The sequence below is a fragment of the Microbacterium azadirachtae genome, assembly GCF_000956545.1.
Taxonomy (GTDB): Bacteria; Actinomycetota; Actinomycetes; order Actinomycetales; family Microbacteriaceae; genus Microbacterium; species Microbacterium azadirachtae.
Genome location: NZ_JYIT01000078.1, coordinates 1 through 14994 on the forward strand (window position 1 = coordinate 1; position 14994 = coordinate 14994).

The window sequence follows — 14994 nt, forward strand, 5'->3', positions numbered from 1 at the left end:
CGCTCATGCAGGGCATGGCCCGCAACCCCCTGGCCGACCCCGGTCTGCTCGGCGTGAACGCCGGAGCATCGCTGTTCGTCGGGGCGGGGGCGAGGGTCATCAGGCCTTGGCTGCGGCCTCGCCGAGCATCTTGGCGTAGGTCGGCAGGGCCCACGGGATGGAGAGCACGGTCGGTGCCGACACCGCCATCAGCAGGGCTTCATCGTTCATGAGCGCGACGGCGCCCTTCTTCACGGCCGGGATGCGGCTCAGCAGCGGGTCGTTCTGCAGGGTGGACAGGTCACCGCCCTGCACGTAGATCACGGCGACGTCGGCGTCGAGCTTGTCGGCCTGCTCGGCCGAGATGGTGCCGACGAAGCCCTTCTCGTTCTTCGCCAGCTCGGTGATCGAGGCCGGCGTCGCGAATCCGAGGTCGTTCAGGTACTGCACGCGGGTGTCGCTGGGCACGTAGTACTGCACCTTGCCGAGATCCTTCGCGTCGACCCACATCACCATGCCGGTTTTGCCCTTCGCGGCAGGGTACTTCGCCATCTCGTCCGACATCGCCTTCTCGGTGTCGGCGATGAGCGTCTTGGCCTCGGTCGCCTTGCCGAGTGCGGCGCCGATCATCGTCGTCGACTCGCGCCACGAGGTGCCCCACGGTGCGCCCGGGTAGGCGACGGTGGGGGCGATCTTGGTGAGCGTGTCGTACTCCTGCTTCGTGAGGCCGGAGTTCGTGCCGAGGATCAGATCCGGTGACGTGTCCGCGATCTTCTCGTAGGGGATCCCGTCGGTCTCGTCGTGCAGCGGCGGCAGCTTCGCCTTGTCGGCGGTGATCGCATCCTTCGTCCACTCCAGGTAGCCGTCGCCGTCGGGGTCGCCGAAGGTCGCCTTCGGGATCGTGACGGGGACCGTGCCCAGTGCGATCGCGGCGTCGAAGCTGCCCCAGCCGATCGTGGCGACGTTCTTGGGGGCCGACTCGATGACGGTCTTGCCGTAGACGTGCGTGACGGTCGCCGGGAACGTGCCGCCGGATGCGCCGCTGTCTGCTGCGGGGGCGTTTCCGGTGGAGCACGCGCTCAGGGCGAGGGCGCCGGCGGTGAGAAGGGCGACGACGGCTGCGCTGCGGCGCAGGCGGAGGGCAGGCATGGATCTCCTCAGATCGGAACGACGGGTATGTAGGTAAGCCTAACCTACGCTCCGGAATCTTCCCGAAGAGGCGATGGTCGCCGTTGCGGTGCGAGGGGGTGAGCAGGCACGCCGAAGCGGAGGGCCGCCCGGACGGACGACCCTCCGCTTTGAGGGATCAGCGACGCTCGATCGCCTTCGTCACGGCGCCTGCGGCGAGCAGGATCAGGCCGGCGAAGAGCAGGAACGGGTCGTAGAACCCGGTCTGCGCGAGAGAGCCGTTCCTCGTGGTCGCGGCGTGCAGGATGCGCGCCCCGTTGGCCAGCCCATGGGCCACCGAGGACACGACCTGGACCCCGCCGTCGGCGACGCCGGGAACGGTTCCTCCGACGCCCGTGCCGGGCGTGCCCGGGGTACCCGGAGTTCCCGGGGTTCCCGGGGTTCCGGGCACCGTGGGCAGGCCGGGGAGGGACCCGATGATCCCGCCGATCACGGGCAGGGATCCGGTGACCCCGCCGATCACGCCGGGCAGGGAGCCCGTGACCCCTCCGACGACGCCGCTGAGCACCGTCGGGACGGATCCGGTGACGCCGCCGACGATGCCGCCGAGGTCACCGATGGGCAGAGACGGCAGGCCGCCGAGGGGGCCGCCGTTGCCCGGGGTGCCCCCGGTGCCGGGGAGGCCCGGAACCGAAGGCAGACCGGGGACGGAGGGCAGCCTGGGGAGGCTGCCGGTGATCCCGCTGAGGATGCTGCCGAGGTTCGGCAGGCCCGTGCCCGGGTGCGGCTCACCGGGGAGGATCCCCGTGAGTGCACCCGTCAGGCCGCCGAGGTTCGGCGCTCCCGGAAGCCCCGGGACGCCTGGGGTTCCGCCGTTGCCGGGCAGGGCGGGAACGGTGGGCAGTCCCGGGAGGGATCCGGTCAGACCGCCCAGGACCGTGCCGAGGTTCGGCAGGCCGGGGAGGCCCGGGGTTCCGCCGTTGCCCGGCAGGCCAGGGACGGTGGGGAGGCCGGGCAGGGATCCGGTCAGACCGCCCAGGACCGTGCCGAGGTTCGGCAGGCCCGGGAGGCCCGGGGTTCCGCCGTTGCCCGGCAGGCCAGGGACGGTGGGGAGGCCGGGCAGGGATCCGGTCAGACCGCCCAGGACCGTGCCGAGGTTCGGCAGGCCCGGGAGGCCCGGGGTTCCGCCGTTGCCCGGCAGGCCAGGGACGGTGGGCAAGCCCGGGAGGGATCCGGTCAGACTGCCGAGGACTCCGCCGAGGTTCGGCAGGCCCGGGAGGCCCGGGGTTCCGCCGTTGCCGGGCAGGGCGGGAACGGAGGGCAGTCCCGGGAGGGATCCGGTCAGGCTTCCGAGGACTCCGCCGAGGTTCGGCAGGCCCGGAAGCCCCGGGAGGCCCGGGGTGCCGCCCGTGCCCGGCAGGCCGGGGACGGTGGGCAGGCCCGGAAGGGATCCGGGCAGGCTGCCGAGGACTCCGCCGAGGTTCGGCAGGCCGGGAAGGCCCGGGGTGCCGCCCGTGCCCGGGAGGCCGGGGACGGTGGGCAGGCCCGGAAGGGATCCGGTCAGACCGCTGAGGACTCCGCCGAGGTTCGGCAGGCCGGGAAGCCCCGGGAGGCCCGGGGTTCCGCCGTTGCCGGGCAGGCCCGGGACGGTGGGGAGCCCGCCGGTCAGGTTGCCGAGGACCGGCAGCGTGACCGAGGCGTGCGGTGCAGTGGTTCCCGTGGTGGGGACGGCTGCATCGACGTAGACGTTCGTGGCGTCGGTGCCGATGCGGTCGGTGGTGGAGACGCCCTTGGGGCCGGCGGTCAGGTCCCAGACGTCCTTGACTCCGAGGACGTTCAGGTTCTTGCCGACGTTGAGCCCGTCGGGGGTGGTGCCGGCGTGGACCGAACCGACACCCGGGATGGGAACCGTGATGACACCCGTGCCCGGGGTGCCACCCGTGCCCGGGAGACCCGGAACGGTGGGCAAGCCCGGGAGGGATCCGGTCAGACCGCCGAGGACTCCGCCGAGGTTCGGCAGGCCCGGAAGCCCCGGGAGGCCCGGGGTTCCGCCGTTGCCCGGCAGGCCGGGAACGGTGGGGAGGCCCGGAAGGGATCCGGTCACGCCGCCGAGGACTCCGCCGAGGTTCGGCAGGCCCGGAAGCCCCGGGAGGCCCGGGGTTCCGCCGTTGCCGGGCAGGCCGGGGACGGTGGGGAGGCCGCCGGTCAGGTTGCCGAGGTTCGGCAGCGTGACGGAGGCGTGTCCCGGCGTGGTGCCCGTGGTGGGCAGGGCCGCGTCGACGTAGACGTTGGTGCTGTCCGTGCCGATGCGGTCGGTGGTGGAGACGCCCTTGGGACCGGCGGTCAGGTCCCAGACGTCCTTGACTCCGAGGACGTTCAGGTTCTTGCCGACGTTGAGCCCGTCAGGCGTGGTGCCGGCGTGGACCGACCCGACACCCGGGAGGGGAACCGTGACCACACCCGGCGTCCCGCTGTTGCCCGGCAGGCCGGGAACGGAAGGCAGGCCCGGGAGGGATCCGGTCAGGCCGCCGAGGACTCCGCCGAGGTTCGGCAGGCCCGGAAGCCCCGGGAGGCCCGGGGTTCCGCCGTTGCCGGGCAGGCCGGGGACGGTGGGGAGGCCGCCGGTCAGGTTGCCGAGGTTCGGCAGCGTGACGGAGGCGTGTCCCGGCGTGGTGCCCGTGGTGGGCAGGGCCGCGTCGACGTAGACGTTGGTGCTGTCCGTGCCGATGCGGTCGGTGGTGGAGACGCCCTTGGGGCCGGCGGTCAGGTCCCAGACGTCCTTGACTCCGAGGACGTTCAGGTTCTTGCCGACGTTCAGACCATCAGGCGTGGTGCCGGCGTGGACCGAACCGACACCGGGGAGGGGGACCGTGATCACGCCCGGCGTCCCGCCGGTACCCGGAAGACCCGGAACCGAGGGCAGGCCCGGAACCGAGGGCAGCGCCGGAAGGGATCCGGTCACGCCGCTCACGACTCCGCCGAGGTCGGGCAGGCCCGGGATGGTCGGCAGCCCCGGAATGGTTCCTCCTCCATTACCTCCGGGAGTGCCGCCGGTGCCGGGAAGCCCGGGCAGGGATCCGCCGCCGGGAAGTCCCGGGACGGTGGGGAGGCCGCCGGTCAGGTTGCCGAGGACCGGCAGCGTGACGGAGGCGTGTCCCGGCGTGGTGCCCGTGGTGGGCAGGGCCGCGTCGACGTAGACGTTCGTGGCGTCGGTGCCGATGCGGTCGGTCGTGCTCACTCCGTGCGGGCCCGCGGTGAGGTCCCAGACGTCCTTGACTCCGAGGACGTTCAGGTTCTTGCCGACGTTGAGCCCGTTCGGCGTGGTGCCGGCGTGGACCGAACCGACCCCCGGGATGGGGACCGTGATCACGCCCGGAGCCCCGCCGCTCCCGGGAAGGCCCGGAACGCCGGGCAGCGAACCACCCGGAAGCCCCGGGAGATCCGGAAGCCCGGGCAGGCCGGGGAGACCCGGAAGCCCGGGGAGACCCGGCGTTCCGCCGTTGCCCGGGAGACCCGGAACGGAGGGCACGCCCGGAACGGAGGGCAGGTGCGCGGTGAGACCGTCGAGGGTCTCGCCGAGACCGGATGACGCGGCGTGGGCGACGCCGTCGACGGTTCCGTCGACACCGTTCCCCGCTGCCGTGACGACCGAGCCGACGGTGTCCGCAGCGCCGCTCGCGGCCGCATGCGTGACGTCGTCGACCGTGTTCGTCACTCCGGTCGTGGCTGCGTCGGTGACGTCGCTGACGGTGTCCACGGCCCCGTCGGTCGCCGACGTGGCGGCCTGGACGACGGAGCTCGTGACGTCGGGGACGGCCGGCACCGGGGGCAGGCCGGGATCCGTGCCACCTCCGGACGGATCCGTTCCCGTGACCGTGCCGAGCGTGTCGCCGACGAGGTTCGAGACGTCCTGCGTGACGGCGGGAAGGCCGCCGGTCCCTCCGCCGCCCTGCGACGGATCGCAGGCACCGGCGACGAGGTTCGTGACTGCCGTGAGAGTGCTGTTGACGACGTTGCAGCCGCAGTCGGCGCCATTGGGTGGCGTCTCTGCGGCATTCGCCGCCGTCGCGCCGGCGAGAGTGATCCCGCCCGCGATGAGCGTGCCCCAGAGAGCACGCTTGACGATGCGATTCATGTTCTCTTTCCTTCTGATCTGGGGCGTGCGCGAATGCGCGATGACACGTGCCGTCCTCGAGGACGGCCATGCCCCGATCAGTCGGGAGAGGAGTCGTGGTCCGCGACCGGAGATGCCGGCAGGCGGTCGTCGCCTGCGGATCCGGTGCGGACGGTCAGCAGGCGGTCGCCTGCTGAAAGCGAAGAGACCGTGCCGAGCAGTCGCACGTCGACCGCGCCGCCGCCGGCTGCGGATCCGGTGCCGGGGATGCCCAGCTCGGAGGCCGGAGATCCGCCGGGGTGGTGCGCCGGGCTCAGCGGCGACGTCGATCCGGAAGAGGCGGACTGCTGCGCCGTCTCCGAGACCTCGTCGGGAGCGGCCGCGACACGCGTCGTCGCCTCGGTGGCAGAGACCACCATCCCCGCCGCGGCCACGAGCGCCGGAGCGCCGGGCGGCGTGGATGGACCGGAGCTCGGCCCGCCGCCGGGGAGCGAAGGGATCACGGGGCCGGATGGAACGGTGATCACGACCGGAATGAGCCCGGTCGCGTCGCGCACGGTGCCGCCGACGGTGCCCACGGTGTCGTCGAGCGACACCGCCAGTGCAGGGAGGGCGGAGGTCACCGTGTCGAGCGTCGCCGGCACGCGGTGCAGCACCGCGTCGACAGGCGAGAGCGCCGGGGTCAGCGCCGGGGCGACGGCGCCCACAGTGCCGGTCACGGTGCCGACCGCGGCTTCGGCCGTCTGGTCGACGCTGCGCAGGAGCGGGACCGTCGCCTCGACGACCGGCGCCACCACCGAAGTGCGGGGCGCCGCGACATCCGCGGGCGCCGCGTCGGCGACGGGCGCCGGCTCGGGCGCCACGGCCGGGACCGGCTCAGGAAGCGTCTCCGCGACCGTCTGCGGCACGGCGGTCACGGTGCTCTGCACGGTGACGGGGGCGGCGGCGATGGTGTCCTGCACGGCTCCGACCGTGCTCTGCAGCGTGCCGAGGAGACTCGGAGGCGGGGGCGGCACGGTCTCCGCAGCCTGCGCGGAGCCGGATCCGAAAGCGATCGACAGTGCGACCCAGCCGACGGCGAGGAGTCCGCCCGCGATCGCAGCGGGGACGAATCCCCGTAGCGACCACGTGCGACCCTGCATGGTTTACCCCCCGATATACCGCTGTACCGCACAAGGTATTCCTGCGGGAGGGGATCTGTCCAGAGCCGCGATCGGTTGTTTCACACGGCGTCACCGGATCGAGACCGAGAGCTCCAGACGGATCCCAGGGGGCCGGCACTGACGTAGCGTTGATACGTGAGTTCTCCCCACCTCGATGTGGCCGCCGTCCGCGCCGATTTCCCCCTGCTCGCCGAGTCCGTGAACGGGGCGCCGCTGGCGTACCTCGACTCGGCGGCGACGAGCCAGAAACCGCGCGTCGTGCTGGACGCCGAGCGCGACTTCCTGGAGCGCTCGAACGCGGCGGTGCACCGCGGCGCGCACACCCTCGCCGCCGAGGCGACCGAGCTCTACGAGGACGCGCGAGCCGCGGTCGCCGGCTTCGTCGGGGCGCGGGCCGACGACCTGGTCTGGACGCACGGGGCGACCGAGGGACTCAACCTCGTCGCGTACGCGATCGGCAACGCCACCGCCGGCCGCGGCGCGCCGGCGAGCGCCCGCTTCGCCCTGCAGCCGGGCGACGAGCTCGTCGTGACCGAGGCCGAGCACCACGCGAACATCGTGCCGTGGCAGGAGCTGGCGGCCCGCACCGGCGCCGTCCTGCGCGTGATCCGGATCCGCGACGACGGCACCCTCGACCTCGATCACGCCGCGGAGGTCATCGGATCCCGCACGCGGGTGGTCGCCTTCACGCACGTGTCCAACGTGCTCGGCATCGTCAACCCGGTCGCCGAGATCGTGGCCCTCGCGCAGGCCGTCGGAGCGCTCACCGTGCTCGACGCCTGCCAGTCTGCACCGCACCTGCCGCTCGACCTGCCCGCGCTCGGAGTCGACCTCGCCGTGTTCTCCGGCCACAAGATGCAGGGCCCCTACGGCATCGGCGGCCTGTACGGCCGGCGCGAGGTGCTCGCGGCACTGCCCCCGTTCCTCACCGGCGGGTCGATGATCACGCGCGTCACGTTCGAGCGCACCGAGTTCCTGCCGCCTCCGCAGCGGTTCGAGGCGGGCACGCAGCCCGTGTCGCAGGCGATCGCGCTCGCCGCGGCCGTGCGCTACCTCGACGGTCTCGGGATGGACGCGGTGCACGCGCACGAGAAGGAACTCGAGCGGCGTCTGCGCGAGGGGCTCGGCGCGATCGACGGCGTGCGGCTGCTCGGCGCCGCGGACGGGGCAGAACGCGTCGCGCTGCAGTCGTTCGTCGTCGACGGTGTGCACGCGCACGACGTCGGCCAGTTCCTGGACGCGCGCGGCGTCGCCGTGCGCGTGGGCCATCACTGCGCCGAGCCGGTCCACGCCCGCCTCGGCGTCACGGCCTCCGTGCGCGCGTCGGCGGCGCTCTACAACACGGCCGACGAGGTCGATCGGATGCTCGACGCCGTCTCCGGCGTGTGGGCGTTCTTCGGGGTCTCCGGATCCCCCGAGCAGGAGGTCGTGAGCAGATGAGCGGTCTCGAAGAGCTCTACCAGGAGCTGATCCTGGATCATTCCAAGCGCCCGCACGGCAAGGGCCTGCTCGGCGCCGAGGACGATCCGCACGCGGCCGAGTCGCATCAGCGCAACCCGATCTGCGGGGACGAGATCACGCTCCGGGCGCAGGTCTCCGACGACGGCGACCGCATCTCCGAGGTGAGCTGGGAGGGATCCGGCTGCTCGATCTCGCAGGCGTCGGCGTCGATGCTCACCGAGCTGATGGTGGGCAGGAGCCGCGCCGAGGCCGGCGAGCTCATCGACGGCTTCCGTGAGGCGCTGCGCTCCCGTGGCGCCGTCGAGCTGGACGAGGACGTGTACGGCGACGCAGCCGCCCTGACCGGCGTGAGCCGCTACGTCGCGCGGGTGAAGTGCGCGATGCTCGCGTGGGTCGCCCTGGAGGACGCGCTGCTGCGCGCCTGAGCCGTCCTCGCGCTGCGGAAGCCGGTGCGGGACCGGCGGATTCCGGATCCGGCGAGCGATCGGGTATGTTGACATCGTGGCCCTGACCTGTCGTTGTTGTCTCTGAGCGCGTTCCGCGCACCTTCGACGACCACAGACAGATCCGCGCCCTCTCGCGCGACGACCGTTCAGGACCCCTTCCCGTGCGCTACGCAAGCCACGTCGCCGATCTCGTCGGCGCGACGCCCCTCGTCCGTCTCACCTCCGTCACCGGCGCGACCGCCGATCGTCCCGCGATCCGGGCGACCGTGCTCGCCAAGCTCGAGTACTTCAACCCCGGCGGTTCCGCGAAGGACCGCATCGCACGATCGATCGTCGACGCCGCCGAACGCGACGGCCTGCTGCTCCCCGGCGGCACGATCGTCGAGGCGACGAGCGGCAACACGGGTGTCGGCCTCGCACTGATCGCCCTCCAGCGCGGCTACCGCATGGTGTTCGTCGTGCCCGACAAGTTCGACGGGCCGAAGGTCGCGACGCTGCGCGCCTTCGGCGCCGAAGTGGTCGTCACGCCCACCTCCGTGCCGCCCGAGCACCCCGAGTCGTACTATTCGGTCGCCGCGCGCCTCGCCCGCGAGATCCCCGGCGCCTTCAACCCCAACCAGTTCGCGAACCAGAACGGCCCGCTCGGCCACTACCGCTCGACGGGGCCCGAGATCTGGGACGACACGGACGGACGCGTCACCCACTTCGTCGCCGGCATCGGCACGGGCGGCACGATCAGCGGCACCGGGCGCTATCTCAAGGAGGTCAGCAAGGGACGCGTGCGCGTGATCGGCGCGGATCCGGAGGGGTCCCTCTACTCCGGCGGTCCGGTGCACTCCTACCTCGTCGAGGGCGTGGGGGAGGACTTTCTCCCGGACACGTTCGACGGAGCCGTGGTCGACGGCTACGAACGCGTCTCGGATGCCGAGTCGTTCGCGATGACCCGCCGGCTGGCGCGCGAGGAGGGTCTGCTCGTCGGCGGATCCAGCGGCATGGCCGTGGTGGCGGCCCTGCGGATCGCGGAGGGGCTCGGTGAGCACGACGTCGTGGTCGTGCTGCTGCCCGACCACGGCCGCGGCTACCTCGACAAGCTCTACGACGACGACTGGATGACCGGACACGGGTTCGCCGTGACGGCCGCCGAGACCGCGCACGCCCCCATCGACCCGCCCGGCGGCGCCATGCCCGCCGCCGACGCCCGCCAGACGAACGAACCGAACCACGCAGGAGGATCCGAGATGACCATCGAGACCGACAAGACCGCCACCGCCGCCATCCACGCCGGTCAGGCCGCCGATCCCTACACGGGCGCGGTGATCCCGCCGCTGCACCTGTCGACCACCTTCGTGCAGGACGGCATCGGCGGACTCCGCCAGGGCTACGAATACGGACGCAGCGGCAACCCGACGCGGGACGCCCTGCAGCAGCAGCTCGCGGCGCTCGAGGGCGGCACGCACGCGTACTCCTTCGCATCCGGGCTCGCCGCCGAGGACACCCTGCTGCGGGCGATCCTGCAGCCCGGAGACCACGTGCTGCTCGGCAACGACGTGTACGGCGGGACGTTCCGGCTCATCTCCCGGGTGCTCGGCACCTGGGGCGTCACCGTGCAGGTCGTCGACATGAGCGACACCGAGGCCGTGCGCGCCGCGGTCGCCGCCAAGGCGCCGCGCGTGCTGTGGGTCGAGACGCCCTCGAACCCGCTGCTGCGGATCTCCGACATCGCCGCGCTCGCCGAGATCGGCCACGCCGCCGAATCCGTGGTCGTCGTCGACAACACGTTCGCCACCCCGGCTCTGCAGCGCCCGCTCTCCCTCGGGGCCGATGTGGTCGTGCACTCCACCACGAAGTACCTCGGCGGCCACTCCGACGTCGTCGGCGGCGCGGTGGTGCTGAAGGACGCCGAGCTCGCCGAGAAGGTCGGCTTCCTGCAGTTCGCGGTGGGTGCGGTGTCCGGACCGTTCGACGCCTGGCTGACCACGCGCGGCATCAAGACGCTGCCGGTGCGGATGCGCCAGCACAACGCCAACGCCGAGGCGGTGGCGGAGTTCCTGGTGACCCACCCGCGCGTCGCCCACGTCTACTACCCCGGCCTTCCGGAGCACCCCGGCCACGAGCTCGCCGCCCGCCAGATGTCCGGCTTCGGAGGCATCGTCTCGGTCGCCCTGGAGTCCGGGGAGGCGGCCCGCCGCTTCGCCGAGTCGACCCGCGTGTTCCAGCTCGCCGAGTCGCTCGGCGGCGTGGAGTCGCTCGTGAACTACCCGGACGCGATGACGCACGCCTCCGTGCGCGGCACCGAGGCCGCGGTGCCGGTGGAGGTCGTGCGGCTGTCCGTCGGCCTCGAGGACATCGCCGACCTCCTCGCCGACCTGGAGCAGGCTCTCCGCGCCTGACTCCCCGGCTCCGGCCCCTTCGTCAGACACAGTGCAGGAGATCCGGCTCCGTCTCGGCCCGATCGGGCCGGAGGGGGCCGGATCTCCTGCACTGTGTACGGGCGAGCAGCGTGACCGGGCCGGGGCGACGCTTCCGGGGAGGCCGTAGCCTGGCGATATGACGGACATCGCCTGGTCGGACGGACGCTGGACCCACGCCCCCGCCGCGCTCGCCGAAGACGGCCGGGATCTCGTCGTCACGGCGGTCGAGGGGAGCGATGCCTGGCGCGTCACGGCGTACGGGTTCGTGCACGACAACGAGCACGCGCTCCTCGCGCCGTTCGCCGTGGGCACGGCCGTGGAGGTGGAGTTCACCGCGGCGTTCTCCGCCCAGTTCGACCAGGCCGGCGTGTTCGTGCGCGCGTCCGCCGAGCGCTGGGTCAAGGCGGGGGTGGAGTTCGCGGACGGCCGGCCTCAGGTGGGCGCCGTCGTCACCGACGTCATGTCGGACTGGTCGCTGTCGCCGGTGCCGGAGTGGATCGACCGGCGGGTCCTGGTGCGCGTGAGCCGCGGTGACGACGCCCTCACGGTGCGCGCGGGTCTGGCCGGCGCCCCGCTGCAGCTCGTGCGCGTCCTGCCCTTCCCCGCCGAGCTCGCGGCGGAGGCGGGACCGTTCGTGTGCGCTCCGACGCGGCCGGGGCTGGCAGTGCGGCTGCACGCGTGGCGCGTGGTCGAGGCCGACGGCGCGCTGCACTGACCGACGGCCTCACTCTGCAGGGCGACGCCATCCGCCCGGATCCTGAGGCATCCGATCCGGATCCTGACGGATGCGGGAATACCCCCTGGGGGTATATGGTTGTCGATATCGGATACCCGGACGGGGTATCGGACGGAGGAGACGACATGACCACCACCGAGTACCAGGTGACCGGAATGACCTGCGGCCACTGCGAGATGTCCGTGCGGCGCGAAGTCGGCAAGATCGCCGGCGTCGACGCCGTCCAGGTCAGTGCGGCCGACGGCTCGCTCGTCATCACCGCGAGCGCCCCGCTCGACGACGCCCGCGTCTTCGCGGCGGTCGACGAAGCCGGATACCGGGCGGTCCGGGCCTGATGAACGCTGCGGGACGACTGGGCCTGTACGGCGCAGCGCTCGCGGCGACCTTCGCCGTGGCGTTCGGCGCCGCGGGCCTGGTCGCCCCGCGCGGTGCCGCTCCGCAGGGCATCCAGCAGGAGGAGAAGGGCATGCAGGACCACGACATGCACGCACCGACCGCAGAGTCCTCACCCGGTCACGGCGGTCACACCGCGGCCGAGACGGCATCCGGGGTCGCGCTGGCGGCGGGCGGCTTCACCCTCGCCCCGGTCTCCGCGCCGGGCACGGTGGGGGAGAGCGGCGAGCTGAGCTTCTGCATCCTGGATCCGGCCGGGTCCCCGGTCACGGCTTATGAGCCCCAGCACGAGAAGGATCTGCACCTCATCGTCGTGCGCAGCGACGGTGCATGGTTCCGCCACGTGCATCCCGCTCTCGACCGCGCGAGCGGCACCTGGAGTCTGCCCTGGACGTGGGATGCCGCAGGGTCGTACCGGGTGTTCGCGGACTTCGCCGCCTCGGGCGCGGATCCGGTCACCCTCACCCGCACCGTCGACGTCGCCGGCTCCTTCGCGCCGACGCACCCCGAGACCACCGCCACTGCTCGCGTGGACGGGTTCGAGGCGCGCATCACAGGCGACCTGGTTCCGGGATCCGCGTCCGAGCTGACCGTCACGATCACGCGAGACGGCGCACCGGTCACCGCGCTGCAGCCCTATCTGGGCGCGTTCGGCCATCTGGTGGCGCTGCGTGAAGGCGACCTGGCCTACCTGCACGTGCACCCCGAGGGTGCGGAGCCGTCGCCCGGTGAGGTCTCCGGGCCCGACGTGCGCTTCGGCGCGCAGGTGCCCACGGCCGGCCGCTACCTGCTCTACTTCGACTTCCAGGTCGACGGCGTCGTGCACACGGCGGCCTTCGTACGGGACGCCGTCGCCCACGCCCACTGACCCATACGACGACATCGGAAGGAGACGCACCCATGGACGCGAAAAGCCTGGAGCTCGAGATCGGCGGGATGACCTGCGCCTCCTGCGCGAACCGCATCGAGAAGACCCTGAACCGGATCGACGGCGTGACGGCGACCGTGAACTACGCGACGGAGAAGGCGAAGGTGTCGCTGCCCGAGGGGTTGGATCCTTCGGTCCTCATCGCGCATGTCGAGGACATCGGCTACTCCGCTGTGCTCCCCGCGCCGCCGGCGGCGCCGGGGGCCGCGGACGGAGGCGAGTCCGCGGAGGACGCCGACGACCGGGAGCTCCGCGCGCTGCGCACGCGGCTGATCGTCAGCACGATCCTGACCGTCCCCGTCATCGCCCTGGCGATGATCCCCGCGCTGCAGTTCACGTTCTGGCAGTGGGCGTCCCTCGCGCTCGCCGCTCCCGTGATCGTGTGGGGCGCCTGGCCCTTCCACCGTGCCGCGTGGCTCAACCTGCGCCACGGCGCGGCGACGATGGACACGCTCATCTCGATGGGCACGCTCGCCGCGTTCGGCTGGTCGCTGTACGCGCTGTTCCTCGGCACGGCCGGCGAGCCGGGCATGCGTCATGCGTTCTCGTTCGCGCTGACGGCCGGTGACGGCGCGGGCAGCATCTATCTCGAGGTGGGCGCCGGGGTGACGGTGTTCATCCTCGCGGGGCGGTACTTCGAGAAGCGGTCCAAGCGCCGGGCCGGCGCCGCCCTGCGCGCACTGCTCGAGCTCGGCGCGAAGGATGTCGCGGTGCTCCGGCCCGCGAGCTCCGAGGGCGGATCGACCTCGGAGGAGGTGCGGATCCCGATCGCGCAGCTGACGGTCGGCGACGAGTTCGTCGTGCGCCCCGGCGAGAAGATCGCCACGGACGGGGTCGTCGTCGCGGGTGCCGGCGCGGTCGACGCATCCCTGCTGACCGGCGAGTCGGTGCCCGTCGAGGTGACGGCGGGAGACGTCGTCGCCGGCGCCACGGTCAATGCGGGAGGGCGGCTCGTGGTGCGCGCCACCCGGGTCGGCGCCGACACGCAGCTCGCGCAGATGGCGCGACTCGTCGAGGACGCGCAGACCGGCAAGGCCGAGGTGCAGCGCCTCGCCGACCGCATCTCCGGTGTGTTCGTGCCCATCGTGATCGCGGTCGCCGTCGCGACGCTCGGGGCGTGGCTCGGCGCCGGGTTCGGCGCGACGGCCGCCTTCACGGCCGCGGTCGCGGTGCTCGTGATCGCGTGCCCGTGCGCCCTGGGTCTCGCCACCCCGACCGCGCTGCTGGTCGGGACCGGCCGCGGCGCCCAGCTCGGGATCCTCATCAAGGGGCCCGAGGTGCTGGAGTCCACCCGTCGCGTCGACACGATCGTGCTCGACAAGACGGGCACGGTCACGAGCGGTCGGATGACCCTCGTCGACGTCGTGACCGAGGACGGGACGGATCCGGCGGAGCTGCTGCGCCTGGCTGGAGCGGTCGAGAACGCGTCGGAGCACCCGATCGCCCAGGCGGTCGCCCGCGCGGCGGCTGCGGCGGGGGAGCTCGGCGGCGTCGAGTCCTTCCAGAACATCGAGGGCCGAGGCGTCCAGGGCGTCGTCGAGGGGCATGCCGTGCTCGTGGGCCGCGAGGCCCTGCTCGCCGACTGGTCGCAGCACCTCAGCCCGCAGGTCGCCGCGGCGAAGGCCGACGCGGAGGCCGGCGGCAAGACCGTGGTCGCCGTCGGCTGGGACGGCGTCGCGCGCGGGATCCTCGTCGTCGCCGACACCGTGAAGCCGACGAGCGCCGACGCGGTCGCCGCGCTGAAGCGCCTCGGCCTCACGCCGATCCTGCTCACCGGCGACAACGCGGCGGTCGCGCGGCGCATCGCGGACGAGGTCGGGATCGACGAGGTCGTCGCGGAGGTGCTGCCCGAGGGCAAGGTCGACGTCGTCGCGCGGCTGCAGCGGGAGGGGCGGACCGTGGCGATGGTGGGCGACGGCGTGAACGACGCCCCGGCGCTCGCCACCGCCGACTTGGGGATGGCCATGGGCACCGGCACCGACGTCGCGATCGAGGCGAGCGACATCACGCTGGTGCGCGGCGATCTGCGCACCGCCGCCGACGCCATCCGGCTCTCCCGGCGCACGCTCGGCACGATCAAGGCGAACCTGTTCTGGGCCTTCGCCTACAACGTGGCGGCGATCCCGGTGGCGGCGCTGGGGCTGCTGAACCCGATGCTCGCCGGTGCGGCGATGGCGTTCTCGAGCGTGTTCGTGGTGGGCAACAGCCTGCGTCTGCGACGCTTCCGCTGAGCCC

Annotated in this window: 10 protein-coding genes and 2 pseudogenes; 9 read left to right on the forward strand and 3 right to left on the reverse strand. The window is 72.7% G+C overall.

What is annotated here, in order from left to right; translation table 11 throughout:
* A pseudogene (locus tag RL72_RS19540) lies at positions 1 to 89 on the forward strand (iron chelate uptake ABC transporter family permease subunit); the annotation flags it as partial.
* Between the two features lie 10 nt (positions 90 to 99).
* Here RL72_RS19540 and RL72_RS10565 read toward each other — a convergent pair.
* The 3 genes from RL72_RS10565 to RL72_RS10575 form a co-directional block, all read right to left on the reverse strand.
* Positions 100 to 1128 (reverse strand): iron-siderophore ABC transporter substrate-binding protein, encoded by a 1029-nt coding sequence (locus tag RL72_RS10565; protein WP_045250809.1) that lies wholly within the window; start codon positions 1126 to 1128, stop codon positions 100 to 102.
* 157 nt (positions 1129 to 1285) lie between these two features.
* Positions 1286 to 5242: a beta strand repeat-containing protein gene (locus RL72_RS20560; protein WP_045250810.1), complete on the reverse strand. Its 3957-nt coding sequence runs from the start codon at positions 5240 to 5242 to the stop codon at positions 1286 to 1288.
* A 77-nt stretch (positions 5243 to 5319) separates the two neighbouring features.
* A complete protein-coding gene (locus tag RL72_RS10575) occupies positions 5320 to 6363 on the reverse strand; it encodes a hypothetical protein (RefSeq protein ID WP_045250811.1) in 1044 nt (347 codons plus the stop codon).
* A gap of 156 nt (positions 6364 to 6519) precedes the next feature.
* Here RL72_RS10575 and RL72_RS10580 point away from each other — a divergent pair, with 156 nt between their 5' ends.
* The 8 genes and pseudogenes from RL72_RS10580 (at position 6520) to RL72_RS10610 (ending at position 14990) form a co-directional block, all read left to right on the forward strand.
* Entirely contained in the window at positions 6520 to 7824 is a 1305-nt protein-coding gene (locus tag RL72_RS10580) for an aminotransferase class V-fold PLP-dependent enzyme (protein WP_045250812.1), read from the forward strand.
* Positions 7821 to 8270 (forward strand): Fe-S cluster assembly sulfur transfer protein SufU, encoded by a 450-nt coding sequence (gene sufU, locus RL72_RS10585; RefSeq protein WP_045250813.1) that lies wholly within the window; start codon positions 7821 to 7823, stop codon positions 8268 to 8270. The genes RL72_RS10580 and sufU overlap by 4 nt, the downstream gene beginning before the upstream one ends.
* A gap of 182 nt (positions 8271 to 8452) precedes the next feature.
* Positions 8453 to 9346 (forward strand): annotated as a pseudogene (locus tag RL72_RS20235) (PLP-dependent cysteine synthase family protein); the annotation flags it as partial.
* A 183-nt stretch (positions 9347 to 9529) separates the two neighbouring features.
* Positions 9530 to 10681, forward strand: coding sequence for a cystathionine gamma-synthase (locus RL72_RS20240; RefSeq protein WP_045250889.1), 1152 nt, complete (start codon positions 9530 to 9532; stop codon positions 10679 to 10681).
* Positions 10682 to 10838: 157 nt separating this feature from the next.
* Positions 10839 to 11417 (forward strand): DUF1349 domain-containing protein, encoded by a 579-nt coding sequence (locus tag RL72_RS10595; protein WP_045250814.1) that lies wholly within the window; start codon positions 10839 to 10841, stop codon positions 11415 to 11417.
* A gap of 146 nt (positions 11418 to 11563) precedes the next feature.
* A complete protein-coding gene (locus tag RL72_RS10600) occupies positions 11564 to 11773 on the forward strand; it encodes a heavy-metal-associated domain-containing protein (protein WP_045250815.1) in 210 nt (69 codons plus the stop codon).
* A complete protein-coding gene (locus tag RL72_RS10605; RefSeq protein WP_045250816.1) occupies positions 11773 to 12699 on the forward strand; it encodes a hypothetical protein in 927 nt (308 codons plus the stop codon). The genes RL72_RS10600 and RL72_RS10605 overlap by 1 nt, the downstream gene beginning before the upstream one ends.
* Positions 12700 to 12731: 32 nt before the next feature.
* On the forward strand, positions 12732 to 14990 hold the full coding sequence (locus tag RL72_RS10610; RefSeq protein ID WP_045250817.1) for a heavy metal translocating P-type ATPase: 2259 nt from the start codon (positions 12732 to 12734) through the stop codon (positions 14988 to 14990).
* The last annotated feature ends 4 nt before the right edge of the window (positions 14991 to 14994 follow it).

Excerpts from the sequence above, each read along its gene's own strand:
- RL72_RS10610 (WP_045250817.1), top strand. The coding sequence starts at position 12,732 with ATGGACGCGAAAAGCCTGGAGCTCGAGATCGGCGGGATGACCTGCGCC.
- RL72_RS20240 (WP_045250889.1), top strand. The coding sequence starts at position 9,530 with ATGACCATCGAGACCGACAAGACCGCCACCGCCGCCATCCACGCCGGT.
- RL72_RS20560 (WP_045250810.1), bottom strand. The coding sequence starts at position 5,242 with ATGAATCGCATCGTCAAGCGTGCTCTCTGGGGCACGCTCATCGCGGGC.
- RL72_RS10605 (WP_045250816.1), top strand. The coding sequence starts at position 11,773 with ATGAACGCTGCGGGACGACTGGGCCTGTACGGCGCAGCGCTCGCGGCG.
- sufU (WP_045250813.1), top strand. The coding sequence starts at position 7,821 with ATGAGCGGTCTCGAAGAGCTCTACCAGGAGCTGATCCTGGATCATTCC.
- RL72_RS10575 (WP_045250811.1), bottom strand. The coding sequence starts at position 6,363 with ATGCAGGGTCGCACGTGGTCGCTACGGGGATTCGTCCCCGCTGCGATC.
- RL72_RS10565 (WP_045250809.1), bottom strand. The coding sequence starts at position 1,128 with ATGCCTGCCCTCCGCCTGCGCCGCAGCGCAGCCGTCGTCGCCCTTCTC.
- RL72_RS10595 (WP_045250814.1), top strand. The coding sequence starts at position 10,839 with ATGACGGACATCGCCTGGTCGGACGGACGCTGGACCCACGCCCCCGCC.
- RL72_RS10600 (WP_045250815.1), top strand. The coding sequence starts at position 11,564 with ATGACCACCACCGAGTACCAGGTGACCGGAATGACCTGCGGCCACTGC.